Consider the following 23,055-nt stretch of genomic DNA (forward strand, 5'->3'; position numbering starts at 1 on the left):
CATGGCTAATGTGACCACTCTCCGCGACGACAGCCTTCCCATCCTGTCGAGCGCCGCGGCGCGCATCTCCAAGGTCGTGAGCCTTGCGAGCGATGCCGCCGATAGCGGTGACACGATTGAAATCTTCGGATTTCCGACGACTGCGCGTGGGAAGATCGTTGACGCGCAACTCAGGGTCTCGGCCACGCTAGGTGCGAGCTGCACTGTTCAGCTTCGCGTTAATCGTGGCGGGTCCAGCACGGCGATCACCGCAGCTACGACTGCGGGCGGTGCGTCGAAAGTTACGGGCGTCGCTCAGGCGAGCGTACCGTTTGAAATCCAGGGCGGCGATATCGTCGAGCTGGTTGTGGCTGGTGCAGACATTGCTGCTGCCGCCACGGCATCGGTCGATCTTCTGATCGCCTAAAAGCACCCAGCGGGGGATGGCTACGGCTGTCCCCCGTTTTTTCATTTTTTGGGAGACCTACACCTTGTCAACCCTCCTCGCTCCCTCAACGGAGCTTGAGGCCGTCAACCGCATGTTGGGCAGCATCGGGCAGACGCCGGTAAACACCCTTGAGGTCTCCGGCATTCCAGACGTTACGCGCGCGCTTCGGTTCCTCAGGGAAACCCTGAAGGACCTTGAGGCTGCCGGATGGTCCTGGAACACTGACCGCAATTATCAACTTCAGCCGGACCCTGACGGCTACATAGCGATCCCCACAGGTGCACTTGAGGTGGACCCTGAGGACGTCTCGTTAAACGTCTCGATCCGCCGCAACCCTGAAACCGGCGACCTGTCGCTCTATGACGCCGACGAGCAGACCTTCGTGTTTGAGGAGCCTGTAGAGGTCTCCGTCATCTGGGGCTTCCCATTCGAGGACGTGCCTCAGGCAGCGCGCACCTACGTGGCCATCGCAGCCTCGCGCAAATTCCAAGCCCAGACGGTCTCGTCCTCGTCGCTCGATAAGTTCAACGAAATGGACGAGCAGCGCGCCTGGAACCTCCTCAAACGGATGGAGCGCCGGGTTCGTGACACCAACGTATTCCGCGTCAACGCTTCTGCACAGCGGGCGATGCGCCGTCGCTTCTAAGGATATCCATGTCACTCACTACCAGGACGATTTCCTCGTTGCTTAACGGGGTCTCGCGCCAGCCTGCGATCCTCAGGTCTCAGGACCAGACAGAAGATGAGATCAACACCTGGGGCGATATTGCCAGAGGCCTAGGGCGTCGCCCGCCCACCAAGCATATTGCGGACCTGGGCGTGTCTGACGCAGAGGGCTCCTTCATCCACCACATCAACCGAGACACGAGCGAGCGCTACGTGGTCATCATCAAGGACGGAGACCTACGGGTCTTTGACGCCACCGATGGTGCCGAAAAGACGGTCGCGTTCCCGTTCGGTAAAGCCTATCTGGCGGGCGTTGAGGGCGCCTTCAAGGCTGTCACGGTCGCTGACTTCACGTTCATCGTAAACTCCTCCATCACCCCGGCATTAGGTGCCGTAGGTGACGATGAGGAAACCCCTCCCGCCTACTACCTCCCCGGAGGTTACCGCGTGTGGGGCGAGGGAATGGGCATCTAATGGCTATTACCAATCCCTCAGGTCTCGATGACGGTTACAATAACGATACCGTAGGTGGCGGCTCCGGTGCCGCGGGTAATTCTCCCGGAGGTAACACAGGGGGCTCAGGAACTACCCCTTACGTCCCCGGAGGCACCAATGGCCTCACCGGGTGTAAGCAGAACCCCGCCGCAGGAGAGACACTGGCCGGAACCGTCCAGCGCTATGAGAACCTCCCTGAGACTGTCCCCTCCGGGGGCGTCTACCAGGTGATGGGCTCCGTGGAGAGCAACTTCACGTCCTACTACGTGCGCGGTGATGGTACTACCTGGAATGAGGCGGTCCGTCCCGGTCTCAAGAACCTCATCGACCCCCTAACGATGCCACACGCCCTCGTGCGTAAGGCTGATGGAACCTTTGAATTCGCCCCGTTCTGCTGGAAGCCCCGGCAGGTGGGCGACACCGTGACCAACCCGGCGCCGTTCTTCATCGGGCGGCCCATCCGGGACGTGTTCTTCTACCAGAACCGCCTAGGGTTCCTCACTGACGAGAGCGTCGTGTTCTCGGCTGCGGGGGATTATGGGGAGTTCTGGCGTAGGACGGTTCTCGACTACATCGACAGCGACCCCATAACGGTCTCAGCTACGTCCAATGACGTGGCCCTGCTGGACTTCGCAGCCACCTTCAATGATGGCATCGTGTTGTTCTCGGGCCAGAAGCAATTCTCCCTATCTAACGGGGAGGCCGGCACCACGGCTACCAGCCTGGAGATCAACCCGGTGACCAGCTACAAGCTGGCCCAGGGTGTCCGTCCGGTTCCCAATGGGGAGACCGTAATCTTCGCCACCGAACAAGGCGGCTACACTGCGATCCAGGAGTACACGCGCCTAGACGGGCGTGACGCCACGGATGCCGCGGAGATCACCGCCCACGTCCCAGGGTTCATCCCACAGGGTGTCTCAAAGATCATCCCGGCCCCAGAGCTAAACACCATCGCCCTCGTGATGGCCAACTCGGACAACCCTGAGCGGCTCTACATCTACCAGTACTACTGGGATGGGGACCGTAAGATCATCTCTGCGTGGCGTCGGTGGAGCCTTGCGGGCGCTCAAGTGCTCTCAGGGACGGCTGTGGACGGCAAGCTGTTGCTTGTGGTCCGGCGCAATAACAAGGCCTACCTGGAGAGTATCGACCTCCAGCCAACGGCTGTGTCAGAAGCCCAGGAGCATCTAATCTATCTGGATCGTCAGGTGACGCTCTCGGGCGTCTATGATGCCGAGACGGATACCACCACCTTTACGTTCCCATACGAGCCCGAGCCTTCGCTCCTTCGCATGGTCCGAACGCTGGGCGATGCGTACCCTGAGAGTATCATCCAGGGTGCATCCATCACAGTCGATGGGTCTACGGTTACGGTTGCAGGTGACGAGAGCCACGCCTCGGTGACCGCGGGCGAAGCCTACAAGACTGCCATGAGGTTCTCTCAGCAGTTTCCCCTAGACTACCAAGGGAAACCCCTAACGTCCGGCAGGCTCCAGCTAAGGACCTTTATGGTGACCTTTGTAGACACCCCGTTCTTCACCGCTGAGGTGCAGCCTTATGGGCTGTATGCCAACATCGCGGATGAGGATAAGCGGCACGTCTATCAGATCACTGGGCAGCGTTTGGGCGAGGCCCAGATGCTCACCGGCAGTCTCAGTTACTACTCAGGAAGCCAGCCCTTTTCGGTGGAGGCAGACGCCTCCCAGGCACTCATCACCCTCATCAATGACACCCCCTTCTCCTCGTTCTTCGTGAGCGCGGAATGGGAGGGGCTCTATTATTCGAGGGCTCGTTGAGTGCCCGCGCAGTTCCCTTCAGCGCTCTCCCTGACGATACCCTGGCGGAAGCCATAAGGTACGTTGGGGAGAACCTGAGGGAAGCCGATGTGGCCGAGATTAGGGCCACCATGGTCGGGGACCCGGCTGAGATCCTCCAGGCGTCTGCCATGGGCTCTACTCTAGGGTGGGTCATGGTGAACGCTACGGGTCTCCCTGTGGCTCTCTTTGGTGTGGCACCGCACGGCATCCCTGGCGTAGGTGTGCCCTGGATGGTCGCCACCCCGGAGGCCCTCAAGGAGCGGCTCTCCTGGGCACGGCAGACGCGCCGGCACGTAGATGAGATGCTTGAGGTCTTCCCGACCCTAACGAACCACATAGACGCCCGTAACGATGCCTCATTGGATTGGCTCCTATGGGCGGGGTTCGACCTAATCGACGCCAAGTCAAACCACGGCCCCGAGGGTCGGCTGTTTCTCCAGTTTATGAAAGCAAGATAACCAGCATGTGCATTCCAGCGGTAGCCGCCGCGGCGCTCGTTGCCGCTGGCACCACGGCTGTCAGCGTTGTGGCTAACAACCAGGCGGCCAAGGCTGCGAACAAGGCGTTGAACCAGCAGAACATCGCCAGAAAGAAAGAGATTGACCGCGCCGCAACGGCTGAGATCAATGATCGACTGCGCGAGATGCGGCGAGAACAAGCCAGGATCGTGGTCGCAGCCGGTGAGAGCGGGCTGAGCTTGAATAGTACGTCCGTTGAAGCCCTGCTGCTTGATAGCATGATGCAGGCCGAGCTCGCCAACGATACCTCCCTGGCAAACCGAGAGAGCCGTAAGCTCGCCTCAGATGCTGAAACCCAATCCCGTATGCAGGCCAAGACGACGCTGCTGGGGGCGGGGCTCCAGATTGGACTGGCTGGCGGGTCCGCGGCCCTTGGCGCATCAGGTCGTCAGCGCGCGGCCACCAACGCCGGTAACTAAGGATAACCAATGGCAGACCTAGCGAAACGCGAAGCACCCATTATGGCCCGCCGTCGCGGCACAGATAACCGCGACTTCACACTACCCTCCCAGCGAGAAACACGGCGTCCCCGTAATGAGATCAACGCCCCGCTGGTAGGTCGCAACTCAAGTGAGGCCCAGCGGCTCGCTGATATCCTGGGCGTAGCTGAGCAAGCCGGCAATCAGGCGGTCTCCTATATCGAGCAGCTTGAGGGCGAGAAGCGTGATGAGCTGCGGGCCCAGGGGCGGGCTGCGGCCCTAAGTGGCCAGGAAGCTGACCCTAAGCTCGCCAAGGCGCGGGCCTATGCGCAAGGCTACTACACCATTGGCGCCCAGCGCGCGGTCCTCGAAATGTCGGATCGCGTCCGTGAGAAGCTAGATGCTCTCCTCTTTGATGAAGAGAACCCAGCAACCCCCGAGGACGTCATGTCCCTCCTTGAAGGGGAATTTGGCTCCCTCGCAGTAAACGAGGACGGCACTCCACGTGACTTCGGGGACCCCATGGCCAACCGTGCGGTTCTCGCAGGGATGGAGAAAATCCGCAACGAGGTGGTGCCGCAGGCGCTCAACTACATTGCCAAGCGGCAGAACGAAAAGGCCATCGACAATATCGCCTATGTGGCGGCCCGAGGGGAAATCCCAGGGTTCCTTGTGGAAGCCGATACCTCTAGCATAAAGGCTGTCCCTCTCCCGCCCTCAGAGGCCCGTCAGGACGGCACAGAGCCCGCCGCAGCCCCACAGATAGGGGCACAGACGCGAGGCCTCCTGAAGCCGTTCGCGGGCTTTAACGCCACCCCTACGTCCAAGATAGGGGCTCCTCGTGGCGGCGGTAGGTCACACAATGGCGAGGACTTCCCGACGCCTGTGGGTACCCCTGTGGTGGCCCCTATGGGCGGCAAGGTGGTCAAGGTGTACACCAACAAGACTGGCGGTAAGCAAGTCCTGGTCCAGATGGACAATGGCGATACGGTTGGCTTTGCTCACTTGAGCAAGTTCTCTGTGAAGCCAGGTCAGCGCGTAGAACGCGGTCAGGAGCTGGCGCTCTCGGGTAACTCCGGGGCGAGCACTGGCCCCCACGTCCACATGACGGTCACCGTAGATGGCCAGAAGGTCTCACCGTCCAGGTACTTCAATGACAACCTCGCGGCAGACGCAGGTGTCCCTGGAGCCAACGAGGACCCGAATTTCAGGCCTGCGACGTTCCGTGAGCGACTAGATCCCCCGAAGGTCGATTTTGAAGTGCTCGTCAAACAGCGCCCTCCCGGCGTGTCCATGACGGACTTCAAGAAGGGCATTATCGGCTCCTTCATTGACCGCGCGTGGGACGATGGCAACACCGGGCTGTTGCTCGGTCTGGCCCAGTCTATGCGCGCGGACGGTACGCCGTCCTTCAACTCCGCGGAGCGAGCTGCGCTTCGTGAGGCGGCGCGCCAGATCGGTGACCGAAAGCTGCTTGAAGCCGAGCGTGAGAAGAGGCGGGTCTATGACGAGAACCTGGATGCGTTCGCTGAGGCCGCGGTCGAGGGCAAGGATTGGTCGGATCAGCGCATCCGTGATCTAGTGGAGCAGGGGGTCTTCGATCCCCAAGTTGCCATGAGGATCATCGAAGGGCGCGAGAACGAGCGCATTGCCGATGAGCGGTATCTGCGCTCAGAGGAACGCGCAGCCCGTCAGGAAGCTGACCTCTATTATGACCAGCAGACGGCGGCCTTGGAGCGCGAGCGCGCCCTGGGCATCCCGAGCGAGGGTGGTGGGGATTATGAGGCGGATAAGGCTCGGCTTGATGCCGGGTACTTTGGCCCGCCAGAGGACCCCAAGTCCATCCTGAGGTTCCGCCGAGCGCGGGCCGCAGCGCGGGCCATGGTCGAGGAAACCACCAAGCGCACCCCTGCGGGTGTCGAGGTGGGCGCCATGATCGACAAGGAGTTCCCACAGAATATGGGCTCCGGCTGGATCGGCGCTCGTTTGAAGGGTGACGCTCTGGCTCGCCGTAATCGGTTCGTCCAGTTCTATGAGAGCCATATCCAGGCGGGCAAGGACCCCCACACGGCCTACCGTCTGGCACACGAGGACCTTGAACGGGTGGATCAGCGCAGAATGCGTGAGCTACGCGCCCGCGCGAGGCAATAACTTAGCAGGAGAAAGCGATGCCCCTCACTCCCGAGGAGCAGAGAGAGCTCGAATATCTGGAGGGTCTGTACGGCCCCCAGACGGCTGAAGAGAAGGGCGCCGAGAGGGCGGACACCTTCCGCAAGGTGGCCAGCAAGCCACGACAGGCAAACCCTACCCGGCCATTCTCGACTATCCGCGCCATCGGCGGGGGCATTCGCATTGCTGCGCAAGGCCTATTTGATACCTGGATGGACCAGGAGGTGGCAAAATACTCAGGCAGTCGCCTCCTGGAGACCCACACCGGCAACAATATCGTTGGATCGGCGCTCGGTAATAACTTCCTGGGCTCCACCCTGGTTACAGCTTTGGGCGTTCTCCGCGAGAGCACTACAGATAAGCCTCTGCCCAAGTATCGCCCTATCGTACTCCCGAAGTTCAAGGGGGAAGATGAGGCTGGTTGGGCTGAAAACGCAGTCCGCTCAATAACCTCCTTCGCGGTCCCATATGTTGGCTTCCTGAAGGCCACCTCAGCCCTCCGTGGCGCGAGCCTTCTGGGTCGGCTGGGGCAGAATATAGCTGCCGGGGCGGCGGCGGACTTCGTCCAGTACGATCCCCTGGGCGGGAACATGGCGAATGTCCTGCGTGATGGTTTCGGGCTCGATAATGCGATGCTCGATAGCCTCGCTTCGGAAGAAGATGATGCTGCGATGCTTCAGCGGTTCAAGGCCGCGGCGGCTGGCGCCCCTCTCGGGGTCGCTGGTGACCTCTTCTTTGAGGCTGGCGGTCGCCTCCTGAAGGCATACCGCGGTTGGAAGGGCACTGTTGATGAGGCCGCGGCAATCGTGGAGAACGCGAAGCGTGGCCCAATCGTCCTCGACGAACCCAAAGCCCTCACAGTCGCTACCCGCGAGGTCACTGAAACCGGTGACACCGCTGCGGCAGGCGCTCGCAGGGCTGCGGATGATGGGGAAATCCCTGTGGTCGAGGCTGATGAGGTTCTGGACCCGGTGGAGGCCGAGCTTGGCTTCAAGTCCCGCGAATTCGACGACTTCGATGACGTGCTGGACTTCCTCAAGTCCAAAGCTGGGCAGGCCGATCTAAGCGACGAAGCCCTAGAGCGGCTCGCGAAGAACCTTCTGGAGGGCGATCCTGAGAACGCGCTGGCGCGTCTTGGCATTGATCCTCTGAAGATCGACTTCTCCAAGTGGGATGACGCGGCTGTGCTAGGTCGCCTCCACAAAGGCCTGGCCGAGGTCTATGAAACCCTGGCCTCACGGCTGGGGCGGTCCAATATTCGGGTCTCTGAGCTCGCCATCGTGCGCGGCGCAGAGGCGTTGGGCTCCGATCCAGGGGTCCTAAAGTCCCTCTACCGCGCCACAGAGAACCTCCCAGAACTCCTGATGGGCGCCCGACTGTTCGTAGGGGCTCACTCAGCGAAACTCCTGTCCACCGCACAGGCCGCCCTGGCGGACCTTAAGGCCGGCAGAGGCACCTCAGAGGCCTGGGATGCGTTCCTGGAGGCCTTCTCCCGCCACGCCTACTACATGGGCTCCATTAGGGGCGCGGGGAGTGAGGTCGCGCGGGCCCTAAGGTCCCTGCAAATCACCCCTAGCGCCGGCAGGCGTGAGGCACAGCGGTCCCTGGCGGACGCAGAGGCGTCTGAGGCCGCGCTCCAGGCGAGCGAAGGCTCGCTATTCGGTGACGCCGCGGAGACCTTTGCGGAAACGCTGGTGACAGACGCGGACAAGATCGCCGCCCTGACGCGCCTTATCGAACTCAGGGGTGACGCAGGTGAACTTTCGCGCTCCGTGCGGCAACTCATGGCCGGATCGGGCAAGAGGATCACTGAGGCCTATAAGGAAACCGTAGGTAACCTCTTCACGACCGCTACAGGTGTGGCCAACACGCTCTCCGGGGTGTCCTTCCTGGCCCTCAATGGGATCGGTAAGGCCGCTGCGGCGGTCGCGAGGCTACCTAGCCTCGCTGTGGGGGGCCGGCAGGCCTTTCAGGCTCGTAGGGCTCTCTATGAGGCCTGGGCGTACAATGAAGCGCTGGTCTCCGGCTGGGGCACTGCCTTCCGGCAAACCTGGAAACTCCTCCAGAGGGAGGGTCTCTCCGAAGCGGCTATCAACCTGGACGGGTTGGGACTGAATAAGCTGGCGGCAAGGGCCGCGAGCAAGTCTGCGGACGCCGCGAGCAGTATGGTCGAACACTTTGAGCGCGCTGACGTGGTGCACACCAAGCGGTTCGCCCTCACTACGGCAGAAACGAGAGCCCTGACCAAATGGGCCGAGGAGAATGCCGGCCTGAAAGTGTTTGAGCTCGGCCTCAAGGGGCTCATTCGCGCAACTAGCGCCGCAGTTAATGCTGCGGGCTCCGCTTCGCGCGCTGGCACCACTCTCCTGATTAACGCTCCTGACCAGCTCGTCGGCACCGTAGGTGCTCAGGCGGGCGCCAAGGCGCGGGCAGTCCAGCTAGCAGCCGCCGAGGCCGCTGAGATGGGGCTGGAGGGCAAGCAGCTTGGGGAATACCTCAAGGCGCGCACTGTGCAGCTCTATGGCGATGGCCCTGAGCACTGGGGCCCTGAGGCGGCGCTGAATGGCGAACGCCACGCTATGGCGCGCGCAGGGGAAACTGAGGCCAGGATGGTCTTGTTTCAGGATGATCTAGAGACAGATGGCTTCCGAGCCATCAGCGGTCTGGTCGCCCGTAGTGGTGGGATCGTCACCTCGACGATCCTCCCATTCTTCAGGACCCCCGCACGTATCATAGAGCGCACTGCAATTGACTTTACGCCTCTCGGCCTGGTCAAGGCCCGCATCCGTAAGGCTATCGCAGCCGGTGGATCGCAGCGTGATGAGGCGCTGGCGCGCATGTCGCTCTCAGCCGTCCTCATGGTCGCCGCATTCAACCTTGCGGACCAGGAGGCTGACGGCGGGCGCACCATTGTGGGCAATGACGGCGGCTTTAGGAGCACCGCAAGGGATGCAAAGCGCCCAGCGTACTCCATAAAGATCGGTGACGACGCCATAGAGTTCAACAGGCTCGACCCTCTGGGTACCCTGCTGGGCCTAGCGGCTGACCTTAGGGAGTTCTATGACGCCTTGGAGGATGCACCGCAGCGCGACAGCGTGATGAGCGAGGCGCTCGACGCCATCTTCTGGTCGATCACCCGGAATATCCTAAGCAAGTCCTGGATGGCCTCGCTGGATGGGCTGGTCGATATCGCTACGGCGAAGGAGGCGGGCGAAGCTGACGACGCTTGGCGGCGCCTGGCTGTCAATGCCGCGGGCCGTCTGGTCCCTGCGGCTGGCGTCCAGAAGTCCGCCGAGGCTATCGAGGACGGCACCATGCGGGAAGCCCGCACGTTCGTTGATGGGCTCCTTAGGGCGTCCATTGGGGCGGATACGCTCCCGATTAAGCGTGACTTCCTGGGCAGGCCCATCAAGCAGACAGAGACAGAGAGGCTGATCGGCCTCAAAGGCGGCATCCAGGCATGGGAAGGCGATGATCCTCTCAATGCCGAGATGGCCAAACTGTCGCTGAGTACTGCGAAACCCGCGTGGACGCAGGACGGCGTGACGCTCAACCCGACCCAATACTCTCGCTTCCTGGAAATCCGGGGGCAAGAGACAGTCGATCCAGCCACCGGGCTGACGATGCAGCAAGCCTTGGAGCAGCTTATCCAGATTGATGGATATGACGAGCTCCCCAGGGCCGCCAAGATCGAAGCCTGGAGGGAAGTCATCCACGGCTATACGGCCCTTGCGAAGGGGCAGATGGTCGATGAGTTTCCAGAGCTGGGCCGTGAGTGGCTCAAGACGCACATCTGGGCTGAGGCTGCGAAGCAAGGGTGGCAACCTGAGCAGCGCGACCGCGAGCTGGCGAAGCTCAAAGCGGCCCTCGGACTATAACAAGAACCAGGGGAGGGGGCTAAGAACCCTCTCCCCTCTAACCCATTGAGATTGAATGAAATGAAACTCGAAACCAGCGCCTTCCTGGAGGCGGCCTGGGACTTTATCAAGGCAATTCTCCCCGGTGGTTTCGGGGCGGCGGTGGCGGTGGCTATGGATCGCACGGCAACTTTGGGCCGGCGCTTCGTTCAGTTCGCCGTTGGTATCATTGTCTCCTACTATGTGGGCGCTGCGATCATCGAATTGACCAGCTTCGGGCCCATGGTCCGCCAAGGCATCTCCTTCACGGTCGGCATGGTCGCTTACCAGAGTGTCCCCGAGTTCACCTCGGCTACCGCAAAGACCCTTGCGGACGTCCCGCGGGACCTGTGGGCGTGGGTCAAGAAGAAAATCGGAGCCTGACGTGAGCCGCGCGAGCGAAAATGCCCTCGATAAACTCCACGAGCTGGTCGCAGAGACCCTCATGGCGGGCCTTAAGGCGGAACAAGTCTCCCCACAGATGATCGCGCAGGCCATCAAGTTCCTTAAGGACAACGGAGTGGATGCCCCGGCGTCCTCCAAGCGTGTCTCCAACCTGGAGCAAGCACTCATGGAGCTCGATCCAGACGACTTTGAGCTGCGCGCAGGGCTCCAATAAGCACTTGCCTCTATTTTGCCCTCAGGAGCCCGTAGAGACCACATGACGTCTCCAGGCTACTACCCTAGCGCGGCACCCTGTGATCGCGCTGTAGGGCCCCTCTGAGGGCAAAATAGAGCATATAGGGACTATCATCTTACCGTGACTGACCAAAGCCTGACCGCCGAGGGGCGGTTGAAGGCCTCCTTCACCCTCTTCCTGATATATGTCTGGGTAAGGGTCCTTCGGCTACCAAGACCCACCCGCGTCCAGCTCGACATTGCTGACTATCTGGCCAATGGCCCGAGGCGCCGGTTCATTGCCGCCTTCCGCGGGGTCGGGAAAACGTTTCTTTCGGCGGCCTATATCGTGTGGCGGCTGTGGAATAACCCGGACGCCAAGATCATGGTGGTCTCGGCCAACGAGCGCTTCGCGGCGAAGATCGCTGCATTCATCCACACGATCATCAATGCTGAGGACGTAGTGTCCCTGGAGCCGGTCCCCTGGTCCGAGCTCAAGGCGCGCGCCAAGCAGAAGAACTCCACCATGGAGTTCGACGTAGGGCCCGCAATGCCCGATAAGGATTACTCAGTGTCCGCCTTCGGGATCACTGGGCAGATCACTGGTGGCCGCGCTGACCTCATCCTCTTCGATGACATTGAGGTTCCCAATAACTCCGAGACGGAAGCCATGCGTGAGAAGCTGGTGGACCGTGCTGCGGAGGCTGCGGCCATTCTGAAGCCTGACGGTGAGGTCGTGTACCTCGGGACCTTCCAGTCCATGGCGTCGATCTACCGCAACCTGCGCTCTAAGGGCTATGGGATGCGGCTGTGGCCGGCGCGCTACCCCACCAAGGACAAGCTGCACCTCTATGAGGACACCCTGGCGCCCCTCCTGAAGGAGGACATTGCCCAGGACCCAGGGCTGATGACGCCTGGGGCTTCTAGCCTCGGAGGCGCCCCCACGGACCCCGCACGGTTCACTGAGCTAGACCTCATGGAACGTGAAGTAGAGTGGGGTTCCGGTGGGTTCCAACTCCAGTTCATGCTCGATACGTCCCTCGTGGACGCCGATAGGTTCCCCCTAAAGACCCGCGATCTAATCATTATGGACACCGCAAGGGACGTAGCGCCCATGAGGGTGGCCTGGGGGTCTGCACCTGAGCAACTCGTAAAGGACATGGATAACATAGGGTTCGATGGGGACCGCATGTTCCGGCCCATCTACAAATCCCAGGAGTGGGTGCCATACACCGGCTCCGTCCTGGAGATCGACCCCTCGGGTACGGGTACCGATGAGACTGCATATGTGATCACAAAGTTCCTAAATGGTCACGTATATGTGAGAAAATGGGGAGGCTATGTGGATGGCCACTCAGACGCCACCCTACGGGCCCTTGCAGAGATCGCTAAGGAGGAGGAGGTCAACCTTATCCGGGTTGAGGCCAACTTCGGTGACGGCATGTTCTCCCGTCTCCTGGAGCCTCACCTCCGCAAGATCGGCTACATCGTCCCCATAGAGGACCATAAGGTCCACGGAAAGAAGGAAGAGAGGATCATCGCAACGGTTCGCCCCGCATTGCAGGCGCACCGGATCGTAATGGACACCTCGCTGGTTCGTCAGGACCTGGAGGAGGCCCGCTCAGGGTCCCATGAGGGCCAGGGCGTCTCCAAGGCGGAACGCTCGGGGCTGTACCAGCTCACCCATATGTCAGCCGCTAAGGGCGCCCTGAGGAAGGACGACCGGATAGACGTGCTGAGCAACGCCCTGGCATACTGGGCGGAGTATATGGGGGCGGATGCTGAGGAGGCGGAGCGTAGAGCGGAGGCTAAGGCGACCGCTGAGTTTGAGAAGGCCCTCTTCGGGTCAGCCATCCTCCCCATCCACACCCGACCTACCCATAGAGCCCGCGGCAGGGGGAGACGGAGATGATCCGGTACCTCCTGTGCTTGGGACTGGCTATTGGGTTCCTGGTATGGGGCCTCGCCATTGGGAGCTCCTGGCAGGGGATCATGATTATCCTTGCTGGGTGGCTCTCTGGGAGGCTGTGGCCCCGCAGTGTCCGCAATACGACACATTCTTCGGACACCGACCACACCTTACATTTTGGGCTGAGGATAAACTCATAGTATAGGTCAGGGGTATCATAGGGGTACCTTAGGGGCACATCGGGGTACGTCAGGTGTACCTTATGTGTAGTATATGTATATAGACCCATAAACTATCACATAAACTATCACATAAGGTATCACTTAACGTATAACATAAAGATAACATAAGGGCCCCTCCGATTAGTGAGCCCTAATTGACAGACCACCCTTGTAAGCCGCCCTATAGCTGGTCTTAGGGCCTTGGGCCCCTGGGTGGTCTCGTACCCAGGTACGGCGCCTGGGTGCCATCTGGTCTTCCTGAGCGGGACATTATGTGTACCATAGGGTGTCCGTGGGCCTCAATCTTCCTGAGCGGTAAATTTGCCCTCAGAGGGCCCTTACAGCGCAGAGAGGGTCTCCAGGCTACTGCCCTACCAGGGGTGTCCGTAATGGCTCTCTACGGGCTCCTGAGGGCAAAATAGAGCATATTGAGATGATGGTCTCCCTATGATGAGGGACCGGATCGTTTTTGGTGCATAAATCTGAGGGCCCATATACGCGGGGCCATCTCGGGCGTTCCCCCCCTTGGGGGTGGCCGGGCCGCGGGCCTCCGCTGGCGCATTTGCTTGGCACGACTAGGCGCGGCGGGGCGCTTTTCTGCGCGTTTAATGGCACAATGGGGGCGATTATGGCGCACGAGGTGGGCTCGAAGGGCGCACGAGGTGGGCTCGAAGGGTGCACGAGGTGCCGCCGGGATTGGATCGGCTGCCCGTCTGCCTCCCCCTGATTTTTTTCGATTGCCTATAGCCTGCGTCCCCATATCGCGCCCCTAGCGTTCCCTAGGGAAAACCCGTCATCACAAGAGGACAATCATCATGGGTTGACAATGGGCTCCAACAGGTCCAGATTAATGGCTGTCAACGGCTTCCAGCCACCGACGCCCGCCGACCGGTCCCGCAAACGGGGCATAGGTTACGGGAACCGCATGGACACCATCGCTAGGCGATGCTCTGCCAGTAAGGCGCTTCCCTACGGACCTAGCAGGAAGGCAAGGCTAACCGCGTTTAGCAGTCAGTAGCTCCGGCTCGCGGCGTAAGACTAAACCGGCGAGGTCTCAGGCATCAGGGCCAACGGCCTGTTGACACAAATCATGGCCCGCCGCGCCCAACGGCAAGCGGACCTAGGGTAACCGCCAAGGCTACCTGATAGGTGAATTGACACCTAACCGGCCCTGATTGCCGCCTTGGCCTAGTTAGCGGATTGGTGGAACCATCGCTGACGTCCCCTAGCGCGGTAAGAGACGACCGCGCCAGCTCGAAGTCACAGTAGGGTGGCAATGGGGGTGTCTGTCGAGTAGGCCCATGTTTGCGACGCTAGAGGACCGACTACAGACGTCACGGCGGGCGCGGAGCCATGCCAATGTCATTGCGGGTCCTTGCTTCCCTTAGGGGTTCGCCGTGTGGCGGTAATTGCAAACGAAAAGGGAAATCCCTGTCCTACGCGATAGCAAGCTAATGGGGGCAGGGGGTTTCCATGACGGCACATAATCAGCCCTTGGCGCTAACTAGACGAACTCCAAACTTGGGTAGGATTAGCTGACCATGCCGCGCGGTTATGTGCCGTCATGTGAACCTTATGTTCCCTGATAGTCATCATAGGAGGACGTTATGGCTGTCGAGACAATCGACGTAACGCCCACATGGTCCGGCATCCTGCCCGCTCTCCTAGCGGCGCATGAGAACGGCACCTTTGAGGGGCGCAAGATCGCGCAAGCCGAATTGGAGCGCATGGCGGCCATTGCTGACAAGTATGTCGCTGAGCACAAGGAGGATTGAGCTATGGCGCATCCTGCCTACGCAATCGGCTGGTCCGATTGGATACGCCGCGAGCAGCCTAATGCTCGTTATGTTTACTCGCCGGATCAAATGACGCGCTATGCGTACTCGAAAGGGTACGAGGATGCGGCGCGCCGGGATCGCAAGGCTTATGGGAGGGTGGCGCGATGACTGGCAACCCGTTCAAGCCCGGTGACAGGGTTTCTGGCACCTTCTGGGGCGAGCCCTTCACCGGAGACGTTATCGAAGTGCGCTCTGATCGCCTCCTGTGGGTGCGCCGTGATGGCCGGACGCATCAGGAATGGTTTCACACCGGAAGCCTCACGAAAATTGAGGAGGGCGGACAATGAGCACCTACGCAATCGCCGGGGGTTACAGTTTCACGCCTATGCGCGTCGGTGTCCTCCTAACGTCCCCTAGAGGAGACGAGATGTTTTTCCAGCCCGGTGACGCCGCGGCGCACCTCTTGGATACGATAGAGGCACTTGACGAGATCGAGGACGATGATCTTCGCGCGTGGCTCTCGGAGATCGTTTTGGGAGATTATTTTCCCTAAAGGCATCATAGGAGGACGTTATGCCTAAGAAATTGGGGCTCACCAAGGATGAGCTTATTGCGCTGAACCCATGCTCTCTGGAGGATCGTCTTGCGCTGTTTGGGAAGCGGGACCGGCTAACGGTTCGGCAAGCCATTAGAGCTGGCGCCACGGTTTCCGATATTCTGTGGGTCGCGCGCCGCCTGAACCTGCGAGATAAGATAGTTGCGTTCGCCGAGCGCGTGGTTGACGAAGTAGCACATTTGAAGGACCGCAGGGCCACCGCCTACGCCGCGGCCTACGCCGCCTACGCCGCCGCCTACGCCGCCGACGCCGCCGCCTACGCCGCCGACGCCGATCTCGCCCCCGCCGATGCCGAAGCCGCCGACGCCGCCTACGCCGCCCGCAAGGCCGCCTACGCCGCCGCCAAGGCCGCCGCCAACGCCGCCGACGCCGACACTGCCAGCGCCTGCGTCTGGCGACAGGCTCGGCAAGACATGATCGCGCGCCAGAAGCAGCTCCTTATCGAAATTTTCGGCTAGATCATCATAGGAGGACGATTGTGCCCTTGCGTTTTTCCAATAGGCACGATATGATGACCGTCATCACAGGATAACTAATACCTGACGTGCCGGTGAGAGACCGGCAGTTGGGATGAGGGGTCGGGCGTGTCCTCCCCGTCGCCAGACGGCTCGACCCCTCAAATGATCCTCTCACCACAGGAGGTTTGCGTGGAATACACACATATCAGCCGCATCTATTTTGGCATGGCTATCCCGTCCGGTGGCGCAGTCTCAAAAGAAGACTGGGCTGCATTTGAGGCCGAGAATATCGCGGCCTACTTTCCAGACGGATACACCGTCCTGCCTGCTGAGGGCGCATGGCGCGACACCGACACCGGCCAAACGATACATGAGCCGACTATTGTCGTTGAGGTGGCGCATGATGGGTCGGCACAGACGCAGGCGGCCATCCGAATAGTCGCCACGATCTATAAGACCCTGTTTCACCAGCAAGCGGTCATGGTCCAGACGGCGCGCGCCGAGGTGGGTTTCATCTGAGGTCATCATAAAGAGACAGTCTCGATATCAGGGCTTGGCTGCGGTCGAGCCCTCTTACCGACACTGTTGTCGGGCTCAGAATATAGGAGTGAATTGCATGACTACCATTACCCTCGCTGACGCCACGACCGGTGTCGGCTCAATCTCAAAGATCGACCAGTTTGCCAATGTCAGTGACGAAGGCGTGAAAGCTAAGGATCGTTATGCGCTCCATGTGGTCGATCCTTTCGTTCGGGACTTCCTCGGTGTTCGTTCGGAACGGATCGACGCGGCTGTTCGCGGGGCTGGCGTGGACCCGGAACGCGTTTTCTATGAGATCATCCGCTTGGGTGAAGAAGACTACGCGTCTGCCAAGGATGAAGACGGTTTGCCGCTGGATTTGGCTGACAGGGCTGAGGAAATCTGGGTCGCCGCGTTCGGTGACGATAACGATCCTGAAGGCGTCCACCTGAAAGACGTCAACTTCATCCGCGTTGCATAACACCGGGAATGTTAGGGGTGGGCGTTGGTTGTCTGGGTTGTCCACCCCTTTCATTCACGATGTAGGGAATATCACTATGGCAAGAGAGATGGATCAGTATGACGCGGTGATGATCGCTGAGGGCGTCATAGAGGTGCCTGAGGAGCGCTACCTGCAAGCGTGGCAACAGCTCCACGATACCGGGCTCGCGTATCAACTTCAGGGCTGGTTCGGGCGCATGGCGCAGGCTTTGATACAGGAGGGCAAAATCAATGGATAATGTGATTGAGAAGGCACCGCATGAGTGCGCTGACGTGCCGCTTTGTCCGGCCTTCAACCAACTTATCCTCGCCATCGCGCGGGACCTCATGCCTGAAGGCTGGGACGTGATCCCCGATGCGCCAGATAGCTTAGAAGAGCTGCGCGAGTACTACGTAAAGCATGGTCGCGTGGCGGTAAATGTCGAGAGCCGCCACGGCTGCACAGTTGGTGACCCTGAAGTGCACTATGCATTCCGTGCGTGGCACGATCTGATCCACGTCTGCAACCCGAACGAGGCGGCATTCACTCTCGACGGTGAGAAGTACGCAGCCAACGCGCACCGAGAGGAAATCTATCGTCGCCTTGGCTACACGCCGGAGGCCACCTTCTTTGGCGCGCTCATCGAGATCGAGATCGTGGCACAGAACGCGCATGTGCTGCGGCTTGGCTACTGGCCGGAGGACCCGCGCGCTTTCGCGCTTCGCTGGCTCCATGATCGTGGTTTTGAGGCGCCGCGCAGCATCGCAGCATAGGAGCAGGCCGATGGAAATCTTGGTGATCGGACAGGATGACGCCGCAACGTGCCCGGTATGTGGAAAGCGGCTGGACGTATGCGACAGACCCATAAGCCACGACGCTGGCGGCCCTGTTTACGCCGGCACGTGCCCTGAGCACGGCGCCTTTAACTGGCAAGTCGAGGAAGAGGAATAACACGATGCCTCGTATCGCAACTGTCATTAACAGCTTTATCCATGATTTTGGAGCGGGAACAAATAACCTGACTGTCAACGTCCCTGCTGGCGCTGTCTGCCATTGGCACGAAGAAAATCAGTGCTGGTATGTTGATGCGACACAAGTTGAAGCGTTCGCCCGCCACGATGCGATCTACAGAGGGATTCCGGTCTCTTTGGACAATTTGGCGCTGGATCGCCGCTCTTGATGATCGGACAGGATGACGGCGCCTTTAACTGGCAAGTCGAGGAAGAGGAATAACACGATGGATTTTCAGACAGCAAAGCGGGCTATCCTGGCCGCCGCCGCATCCTGCGGCTGTAGCGTGGTTGAGGCTGGCTCCATAACGATCAGTCCTGGGCCCTGTCACGGCGGACGCATCGCCCTCGCATCGGTTCGTGGCGCAGATGGGAGGGAAATCCTGCGCGTTTACACAGATGACGATGTGCGCGCGCTGGTCGCCAGCCAACCCATCGCCGCCGAGTTCGCGGCTAACGTCAGGCGGTCCCTAGCGGCGGCCTAGTAGCTCACGATCATCATAGGAGGACCATCACCATGTTGAGCGTTGCCAAACCTGCGGCATTACCGCCGCGCTATGTCGGGCCCGGAAAGCTGATCGCGCCGGGGAGCGGTATCATCAAAACCAAGAAGGCGTTGAAAGACGCAGGGTTCGAGGTGCTCGGCATGGGGGCACATCAAGTAGCGCTGGCGAAGCCTCGCGGGCGCCGTGTTGTCAAGTTCGCGGCGGGCTACGCTACGGGGGCTTGGTCTGCGATAGAGATGTTCAAGGCGCACCCTGAGATTGACGAGTTCCCACGCATCTTTGGGGTTGCCGAGTTGCGTGGTGGGGTTTGGGCTGTTGAGATGGAGAGGCTGGTGCCTGACGGAAACGGAGGTCAAGGCTGGGAAATTGACGGCGAGATGGATTCCGGCGCGTGGGAAGACGTGGCCGACATATGGGGTCACCACATCGCGAATGCTTTTGAGGAACACTGGGATGGCTTTATCGACCTGCACCACCAAAACTGGATGCTTCGCGGCGACACTCCGGTCATTATCGACCCCTTCAATAGCTGGGATGGGATAGACGAACCTGCGACAGCTCGCGCGTTGACCACGCTTGGTACTCGTCGTGGGTCATATCGTGGGTCGCCGGAGACTTTCTGGCGCGGTATCCATTAATCACCATAAGGAGACCATCATCATGGCAAAAAGCGAAGTCAGGCTGACCACCGAGGACGGTGGCCGCCTAGTGCTGGGCATCCTTTGGGAGGCCCTACGGAACAATAACTACCCTAAGGCCACCAAGGAGCAACTCTTGGGGACGATACGATCCATTGAGGCGGATCATGGGTTGGAACCAAGGAGATATAATCATGGGCAGTGAAGCATACGAGAAGATCAAGGCTGGGCTGGAGGAGGCGCTGGTGCTGGCCGAGGCTGAGCAAGAAAAGGAAGCGCGAGAGTTAGCTACCAGCGAGGGCTTCACCTATTGGCCAGGAGGCGTGAACCCACCGGCTGACTGGGATGGTGGGGAGCTTTTGTTTCGTTCCGGGGTCACTTGGCGCCGTCCTCGCCGCGCGAGCGTTAAGTGGTCGCACGAGAGTAGCGGACTTCCACGATACGCACACATCATAGGGTACCACAAGAAACCCGGTGAGCCCCTATGGGAGCCCCTGTCAAGCGCGGAGAACTACGCCATACGTCAGGCACTTTGGCGGCTTGTGAAAGACGACTATACCGGCCTCGCCCGTACAGCCGATAAACTCTACGATGCGCTCACCAACGGCGGGCGCCGCCTCGGCGTCACCTGCGACCCTGTCTAAGGATCATCATAACGGGAGTATCATCATGTCGCCCCTTATCCAATTCATGATCACCCTCGCGGTGGCCATGATGCTCCTCTCAGTGGCCGGCGCGGCTTTCGTAAGGTGGCTCGCGTATCGCTGCGGGGAGACGCTCTGATGTTGTCCGCTCTGCGTGAAACACTGGCCGCCATAGCGGCTGTCTTTGAGGTCCTCCAGCAGATCGCGCTGGTCATCGGCGGCATCGCCGTGGGCGCGGTCCTGATCTGGGTCATGCTGTGCCTTGGGGTGATCCTCAAGGGGATTTATGGAAAGTAGGAGAAGAGCTGTGCTTAACAAACAGGAGGTCTTTGACCTCGTGCTTAATCACCTGCGTCAGCAGGGCAGACCCGCGCTTAGGATACACGGCCTTTGCGCTTACCGCGCGCCTGACGGGGCCAAATGTGCCATCGGCGCTCTCATCGCAGACGAGTATTATGATCCGGGGATGGAAGGCTTCGGCGTCACTGACAAGTTTAATAAGGGTCGCACTAGCCCGGTAATTAATGCGCTGCGGCGGAGTGGCTGGGCGGTGGAAACTGAGCAAGACTTCGACTTTCTCCACCATCTCCAGACCTTCCTACATGACCGTCCGTCAGCCGAGGATGCCTTTATGGTGGAAGTGGAGCGAGCAGCCACCGAGATAGCCGCGACATACGGGCTTACATACGTCGCCCCAGGGAGCCCGCAATGAGCGCCTTAGGCTCCGGCTGGGATAGTGCCCATCGTAAACTAAAGGAGACCGAGGCGGCACTTGAGGTCGCACTCAGTGCCCTCAGGAAGATACGCCTAGGGCACCCTTGTGATCTGCCGCATGTCATCGCGCAGGTGGCCCTGGAGGAGGTCGCCGGGGCGCGCCCGTCCGGCTCGCTCATCCTAAAGTGACAGTCTCGATATCAGGGCTTGGCTGCGGTCGAGCCCTCTTACCGACACTGTTGTCGGGACAAGTGAAAGGTAACTGAAATGAACGTCAATACGCTTACGGCCTCTGTGCTTACGCCTTACGGCGCCGATCCCATCGGCACCAAGCGGCCCATGCTGGATTTCCAGGACCCCGCCAATGCGGATAAAATCCTTCCCTCCTACAAGCGCGCTGGGAATCCCATCTCCAGCCTCTTGGGGGTGCCGCCTTTTGGTTCGCAAGACCCGCGTGCCGCTGCATATGAGTTCCGCCGTGAAGTCATCACCTTCATCGCGGCTGACGATGACGGCACAGGTGGCGAGGCCTGGGCTGCTTTCTGGGACGAAGACGGAAACGTCCCGGACGAGAACGGCGAGCTCTCGCATGAAAACGTAACGATGACCCGCATCGCCTGAGCCATGTGGTTGGGGGCAAAACCTTGGGCCAGACACTACCTGCGCCCAAGGCTGTCCCATTTTGGAATAGGTAACCGATTGCAAGCACCGACAAAATAGGTATGATGATTATCTATACGTAGGGAAAATATAACTAGGGTTGCAATATCGGCCACTATGGCTATGTTGTGTGCCGCACTACGCGCTTGAGCGTAGTCTAGCGGCGCTCTATGGGGGACAGGAGCATCGGATTATGGAAGGGATTGTGTATCATGACTATGGAGACGCGAACCCCGCGAGCAGAAGCGAAGAGGCCAAAAGAGAACATGACGAAACAAAACGGGCTCTACGAATACGTAAAGCCATTGGCCAGCTTATCGGCTGGAATGCTTTACCTGGCCCAGGCGGGCCACGAGAAGCTCACCATAAACCAGGCAGTGTTCTTTCTTCTGGTGGCCGCTGCTGATGCTCGCGGGTCGCCGTTGACGCTTCAGGAAATCCTGGAGAACTCTGACGGCGCACTTAGCCCTGGCATTAAGAATAGCTATAAGGCTCTTCTTGAGGTCAACACGCGCACAAGTAACGAGCGCTATGCTCTCGGCTGGATCACCCGCGAGGTCGATCCTAACGACGAGCGTCAGAAGTATCTCCGGCTCACCAAGAAGGGCCGCGAGGTAGCGATGGCGGTCATGTTGGCCACCGGCCAACTCAAGCCTAGACACATGGGAGCAGAACATGAGCTTACCTGAGCTTAAGCGTAAGCCCTCGGGCGTCTACTACCTCGACCTCCGTTCGCAAGGCCTTGGCCGTGTGTCCCTCCAGACACGCGACCGGGCCACTGCGGTTGAGAAGCGGAGGGACATTGTCCTCGGTGTCGAGCCCATTAAGCCTGCCGTAAAGTCACCTCAAGGTGAAAGTGTGTATACCATGCGCGAGTTGCTAGAGCGCGCTGAGGTGACGATCTGGCGGGATGCGAAGGGCCAGGCGGGCGTTAGGTCGAACGTCAAGATACTCAGTGATCTTGTCGGCCACGAACCTGTGTCCGCCATGACCTTCACGCGGCTGGAGAAGCTGGTGGAGGACATGCGCGCGCTGGACTATGCGCCTGCCACCATCAAGCGCAAGATGGCTATGATTGGACGCGCGCTGAAGGCGGCCACCGAGTGGACCGACCCGAGCGGCAAGCCCATCCTGGACCGGCTGCCGAAGATGCCCACCATCTACGTCCGTAACCAGAAGGATCGCATCCTCTCCTATGCTGAGGAGGAGGCAGTCTTCGCTGCCATCGAGAAGCGGCGCCAGGAACAGCCTACCAGGCCGTGGGCCCGCTTCGCAGCGCTTATCCGCTTCCTCCTGGACACAGGAGCTCGCCTTGGTGAGGCGACTGGGATCGGGCCCGATAATGTCACGACCGTCAAGGACGACATGGGTAGCGATGTGCGTCTGGTTACGTTCGCGCGCTATCGCACCAAGAACGATAAGCCTCGGTCGGTCCCTCTGACCGCGGCGGCTGCGGCGGCCCTCGATAGTCGTCAGGACGATCTTGGTATAGACCCGGAGACCGGTCAGTGGATTTATTTCCCCTTCAGGCAGAACGGCGCCTGGTACATGTGGGGCAACATCAAGGACGATCTAGCTGAGCTCGGCTTCAATCTCTCGGACGTCACCCTGCACACCATGCGCCACACCTGTCTGACGCGACTAGCACAAGGGGGTATGGACCTCCTGCGGTTGCAGATGTGGGCGGGCCACTCGGACCCGAAGATCACCGTGGACCGGTACCTGCACCTGCGTCCTGCACAGCTACTTGGCGGGCTGGATATTCTCCAAAATTCCAATGACACTAATCATGTTATGGGGAACATCACTTTAGCTGGTGCTAACCGCGCCGAAAACCAGCCACTGCGCCATTGAAAAATGTTGGAGTTCTGGGCAA

General features: G+C 60.1%; 26 protein-coding genes. All 26 read left to right on the forward strand.

All coding sequences use genetic code 11. The features are described 5' to 3' along the window. Position 1 precedes the first annotated feature (1 nt). The 26 genes from B5X69_RS07445 (at position 2) to B5X69_RS07575 (ending at position 23,033) form a co-directional block, all read left to right on the forward strand. A complete protein-coding gene (locus tag B5X69_RS07445) occupies positions 2 to 406 on the forward strand; it encodes a hypothetical protein (RefSeq protein ID WP_079638087.1) in 405 nt (134 codons plus the stop codon). A gap of 16 nt (positions 407 to 422) precedes the next feature. Further along, positions 423 to 1,073: a hypothetical protein gene (locus B5X69_RS07450; RefSeq protein ID WP_079638088.1), complete on the forward strand. Its 651-nt coding sequence runs from the start codon at positions 423 to 425 to the stop codon at positions 1,071 to 1,073. Positions 1,074 to 1,081: 8 nt separating this feature from the next. After that, positions 1,082 to 1,567 carry a phage nozzle protein gene (locus tag B5X69_RS07455; protein ID WP_079638089.1) on the forward strand — a complete coding sequence of 162 codons (486 nt, stop codon included), beginning with the start codon at positions 1,082 to 1,084 and terminating at the stop codon, positions 1,565 to 1,567. Continuing rightward, positions 1,567 to 3,384: a phage nozzle protein gene (locus tag B5X69_RS07460; protein WP_139375708.1), complete on the forward strand. Its 1,818-nt coding sequence runs from the start codon at positions 1,567 to 1,569 to the stop codon at positions 3,382 to 3,384. Before B5X69_RS07455 ends, B5X69_RS07460 begins: the two co-directional genes overlap by 1 nt. Then, positions 3,381 to 3,863 carry a hypothetical protein gene (locus tag B5X69_RS07465; RefSeq protein ID WP_139375709.1) on the forward strand — a complete coding sequence of 161 codons (483 nt, stop codon included), beginning with the start codon at positions 3,381 to 3,383 and terminating at the stop codon, positions 3,861 to 3,863. The genes B5X69_RS07460 and B5X69_RS07465 overlap by 4 nt, the downstream gene beginning before the upstream one ends. A 5-nt stretch (positions 3,864 to 3,868) precedes the next feature. Next, complete coding sequence (locus tag B5X69_RS07470; RefSeq protein ID WP_079638092.1) at positions 3,869 to 4,342, forward strand: virion core protein, T7 gp14 family; 474 nt, start codon at positions 3,869 to 3,871, stop codon at positions 4,340 to 4,342. A gap of 9 nt (positions 4,343 to 4,351) precedes the next feature. After that, positions 4,352 to 6,493 (forward strand): M23 family metallopeptidase, encoded by a 2,142-nt coding sequence (locus tag B5X69_RS07475; protein WP_079638093.1) that lies wholly within the window; start codon positions 4,352 to 4,354, stop codon positions 6,491 to 6,493. Positions 6,494 to 6,510: 17 nt separating this feature from the next. Then, positions 6,511 to 10,389 carry a hypothetical protein gene (locus B5X69_RS07480; RefSeq protein ID WP_079638094.1) on the forward strand — a complete coding sequence of 1,293 codons (3,879 nt, stop codon included), beginning with the start codon at positions 6,511 to 6,513 and terminating at the stop codon, positions 10,387 to 10,389. Positions 10,390 to 10,449: 60 nt separating this feature from the next. Continuing rightward, on the forward strand, positions 10,450 to 10,791 hold the full coding sequence (locus tag B5X69_RS07485) for a hypothetical protein (protein ID WP_079638095.1): 342 nt from the start codon (positions 10,450 to 10,452) through the stop codon (positions 10,789 to 10,791). 1 nt (position 10,792) lies between these two features. Next, positions 10,793 to 11,026, forward strand: coding sequence for a hypothetical protein (locus B5X69_RS07490; protein WP_079638096.1), 234 nt, complete (start codon positions 10,793 to 10,795; stop codon positions 11,024 to 11,026). A gap of 141 nt (positions 11,027 to 11,167) precedes the next feature. Continuing rightward, positions 11,168 to 12,937: a phage terminase large subunit gene (gene terL / locus B5X69_RS07495; protein ID WP_079638097.1), complete on the forward strand. Its 1,770-nt coding sequence runs from the start codon at positions 11,168 to 11,170 to the stop codon at positions 12,935 to 12,937. A gap of 1,825 nt (positions 12,938 to 14,762) precedes the next feature. Then, positions 14,763 to 14,930, forward strand: coding sequence for a hypothetical protein (locus B5X69_RS21380; RefSeq protein ID WP_176141540.1), 168 nt, complete (start codon positions 14,763 to 14,765; stop codon positions 14,928 to 14,930). 167 nt (positions 14,931 to 15,097) lie between these two features. Beyond that, positions 15,098 to 15,280, forward strand: coding sequence for a hypothetical protein (locus tag B5X69_RS07500; protein WP_079638098.1), 183 nt, complete (start codon positions 15,098 to 15,100; stop codon positions 15,278 to 15,280). Next, positions 15,277 to 15,486 carry a hypothetical protein gene (locus B5X69_RS07505; protein WP_079638099.1) on the forward strand — a complete coding sequence of 70 codons (210 nt, stop codon included), beginning with the start codon at positions 15,277 to 15,279 and terminating at the stop codon, positions 15,484 to 15,486. Before B5X69_RS07500 ends, B5X69_RS07505 begins: the two co-directional genes overlap by 4 nt. Before the next feature lie 20 nt (positions 15,487 to 15,506). Then, positions 15,507 to 16,007 (forward strand): hypothetical protein, encoded by a 501-nt coding sequence (locus B5X69_RS21385; RefSeq protein ID WP_079638100.1) that lies wholly within the window; start codon positions 15,507 to 15,509, stop codon positions 16,005 to 16,007. A gap of 189 nt (positions 16,008 to 16,196) precedes the next feature. Further along, on the forward strand, positions 16,197 to 16,526 hold the full coding sequence (locus B5X69_RS07515) for a DUF3574 domain-containing protein (RefSeq protein WP_176141541.1): 330 nt from the start codon (positions 16,197 to 16,199) through the stop codon (positions 16,524 to 16,526). A 97-nt stretch (positions 16,527 to 16,623) separates the two neighbouring features. Continuing rightward, the gene (locus B5X69_RS07520) at positions 16,624 to 17,007 is read left to right on the forward strand and encodes a hypothetical protein (protein WP_079638102.1); all 384 of its coding nucleotides are present in this window, start codon (positions 16,624 to 16,626) and stop codon (positions 17,005 to 17,007) included. Positions 17,008 to 17,083: 76 nt separating this feature from the next. After that, entirely contained in the window at positions 17,084 to 17,266 is a 183-nt protein-coding gene (locus B5X69_RS21390) for a hypothetical protein (protein ID WP_079638103.1), read from the forward strand. After that, positions 17,259 to 17,780 carry a hypothetical protein gene (locus B5X69_RS07530; RefSeq protein ID WP_079638104.1) on the forward strand — a complete coding sequence of 174 codons (522 nt, stop codon included), beginning with the start codon at positions 17,259 to 17,261 and terminating at the stop codon, positions 17,778 to 17,780. The genes B5X69_RS21390 and B5X69_RS07530 overlap by 8 nt, the downstream gene beginning before the upstream one ends. A gap of 182 nt (positions 17,781 to 17,962) precedes the next feature. Beyond that, on the forward strand, positions 17,963 to 18,187 hold the full coding sequence (locus tag B5X69_RS20925; protein ID WP_139375711.1) for a hypothetical protein: 225 nt from the start codon (positions 17,963 to 17,965) through the stop codon (positions 18,185 to 18,187). Between the two features lie 347 nt (positions 18,188 to 18,534). Beyond that, positions 18,535 to 19,161, forward strand: a complete 627-nt coding sequence (locus tag B5X69_RS07540) for a hypothetical protein (protein ID WP_079638106.1) — start codon at positions 18,535 to 18,537, stop codon at positions 19,159 to 19,161. Positions 19,162 to 19,355: 194 nt separating this feature from the next. Further along, positions 19,356 to 19,805, forward strand: coding sequence for a hypothetical protein (locus B5X69_RS07550; RefSeq protein WP_079638108.1), 450 nt, complete (start codon positions 19,356 to 19,358; stop codon positions 19,803 to 19,805). Between the two features lie 138 nt (positions 19,806 to 19,943). Then, positions 19,944 to 20,102, forward strand: coding sequence for a hypothetical protein (locus B5X69_RS21395; RefSeq protein WP_176141543.1), 159 nt, complete (start codon positions 19,944 to 19,946; stop codon positions 20,100 to 20,102). 684 nt (positions 20,103 to 20,786) lie between these two features. Further along, positions 20,787 to 21,140 (forward strand): hypothetical protein, encoded by a 354-nt coding sequence (locus B5X69_RS07565; RefSeq protein ID WP_079638111.1) that lies wholly within the window; start codon positions 20,787 to 20,789, stop codon positions 21,138 to 21,140. A 251-nt stretch (positions 21,141 to 21,391) separates the two neighbouring features. Further along, on the forward strand, positions 21,392 to 21,868 hold the full coding sequence (locus tag B5X69_RS07570) for a helix-turn-helix domain-containing protein (protein ID WP_079638112.1): 477 nt from the start codon (positions 21,392 to 21,394) through the stop codon (positions 21,866 to 21,868). A gap of 178 nt (positions 21,869 to 22,046) precedes the next feature. After that, positions 22,047 to 23,033, forward strand: a complete 987-nt coding sequence (locus B5X69_RS07575; protein WP_176141544.1) for a tyrosine-type recombinase/integrase — start codon at positions 22,047 to 22,049, stop codon at positions 23,031 to 23,033. Positions 23,034 to 23,055: the final 22 nt, after the last annotated feature.

The sequence above is a fragment of the Sphingopyxis flava genome, assembly GCF_900168005.1.
GTDB lineage: Bacteria > Pseudomonadota > Alphaproteobacteria > Sphingomonadales > Sphingomonadaceae > Sphingopyxis > Sphingopyxis flava.

What these genes read in the sequence shown, in the direction of transcription:
- B5X69_RS07485 (WP_079638095.1), top strand. Translation starts at nt 10,450, where the DNA reads ATGAAACTCGAAACCAGCGCCTTCCTGGAGGCGGCCTGGGACTTTATC.
- B5X69_RS21380 (WP_176141540.1), top strand. Translation starts at nt 14,763, where the DNA reads ATGGCTGTCGAGACAATCGACGTAACGCCCACATGGTCCGGCATCCTG.
- B5X69_RS07505 (WP_079638099.1), top strand. Translation starts at nt 15,277, where the DNA reads ATGAGCACCTACGCAATCGCCGGGGGTTACAGTTTCACGCCTATGCGC.
- B5X69_RS21385 (WP_079638100.1), top strand. Translation starts at nt 15,507, where the DNA reads ATGCCTAAGAAATTGGGGCTCACCAAGGATGAGCTTATTGCGCTGAAC.
- B5X69_RS07450 (WP_079638088.1), top strand. Translation starts at nt 423, where the DNA reads ATGGCTACGGCTGTCCCCCGTTTTTTCATTTTTTGGGAGACCTACACC.
- B5X69_RS21390 (WP_079638103.1), top strand. Translation starts at nt 17,084, where the DNA reads ATGGCAAGAGAGATGGATCAGTATGACGCGGTGATGATCGCTGAGGGC.
- B5X69_RS07445 (WP_079638087.1), top strand. Translation starts at nt 2, where the DNA reads ATGGCTAATGTGACCACTCTCCGCGACGACAGCCTTCCCATCCTGTCG.
- B5X69_RS07565 (WP_079638111.1), top strand. Translation starts at nt 20,787, where the DNA reads ATGAACGTCAATACGCTTACGGCCTCTGTGCTTACGCCTTACGGCGCC.
- B5X69_RS20925 (WP_139375711.1), top strand. Translation starts at nt 17,963, where the DNA reads ATGCCTCGTATCGCAACTGTCATTAACAGCTTTATCCATGATTTTGGA.
- B5X69_RS07540 (WP_079638106.1), top strand. Translation starts at nt 18,535, where the DNA reads ATGTTGAGCGTTGCCAAACCTGCGGCATTACCGCCGCGCTATGTCGGG.
- B5X69_RS07570 (WP_079638112.1), top strand. Translation starts at nt 21,392, where the DNA reads ATGACTATGGAGACGCGAACCCCGCGAGCAGAAGCGAAGAGGCCAAAA.
- B5X69_RS07575 (WP_176141544.1), top strand. Translation starts at nt 22,047, where the DNA reads ATGCGCGAGTTGCTAGAGCGCGCTGAGGTGACGATCTGGCGGGATGCG.
- B5X69_RS07500 (WP_079638098.1), top strand. Translation starts at nt 15,098, where the DNA reads ATGACTGGCAACCCGTTCAAGCCCGGTGACAGGGTTTCTGGCACCTTC.
- B5X69_RS07480 (WP_079638094.1), top strand. Translation starts at nt 6,511, where the DNA reads ATGCCCCTCACTCCCGAGGAGCAGAGAGAGCTCGAATATCTGGAGGGT.
- B5X69_RS07470 (WP_079638092.1), top strand. Translation starts at nt 3,869, where the DNA reads ATGTGCATTCCAGCGGTAGCCGCCGCGGCGCTCGTTGCCGCTGGCACC.
- B5X69_RS07550 (WP_079638108.1), top strand. Translation starts at nt 19,356, where the DNA reads ATGGGCAGTGAAGCATACGAGAAGATCAAGGCTGGGCTGGAGGAGGCG.
- B5X69_RS07460 (WP_139375708.1), top strand. Translation starts at nt 1,567, where the DNA reads ATGGCTATTACCAATCCCTCAGGTCTCGATGACGGTTACAATAACGAT.
- B5X69_RS07530 (WP_079638104.1), top strand. Translation starts at nt 17,259, where the DNA reads ATGGATAATGTGATTGAGAAGGCACCGCATGAGTGCGCTGACGTGCCG.
- B5X69_RS07475 (WP_079638093.1), top strand. Translation starts at nt 4,352, where the DNA reads ATGGCAGACCTAGCGAAACGCGAAGCACCCATTATGGCCCGCCGTCGC.
- B5X69_RS07455 (WP_079638089.1), top strand. Translation starts at nt 1,082, where the DNA reads ATGTCACTCACTACCAGGACGATTTCCTCGTTGCTTAACGGGGTCTCG.
- B5X69_RS07520 (WP_079638102.1), top strand. Translation starts at nt 16,624, where the DNA reads ATGACTACCATTACCCTCGCTGACGCCACGACCGGTGTCGGCTCAATC.
- B5X69_RS21395 (WP_176141543.1), top strand. Translation starts at nt 19,944, where the DNA reads ATGTTGTCCGCTCTGCGTGAAACACTGGCCGCCATAGCGGCTGTCTTT.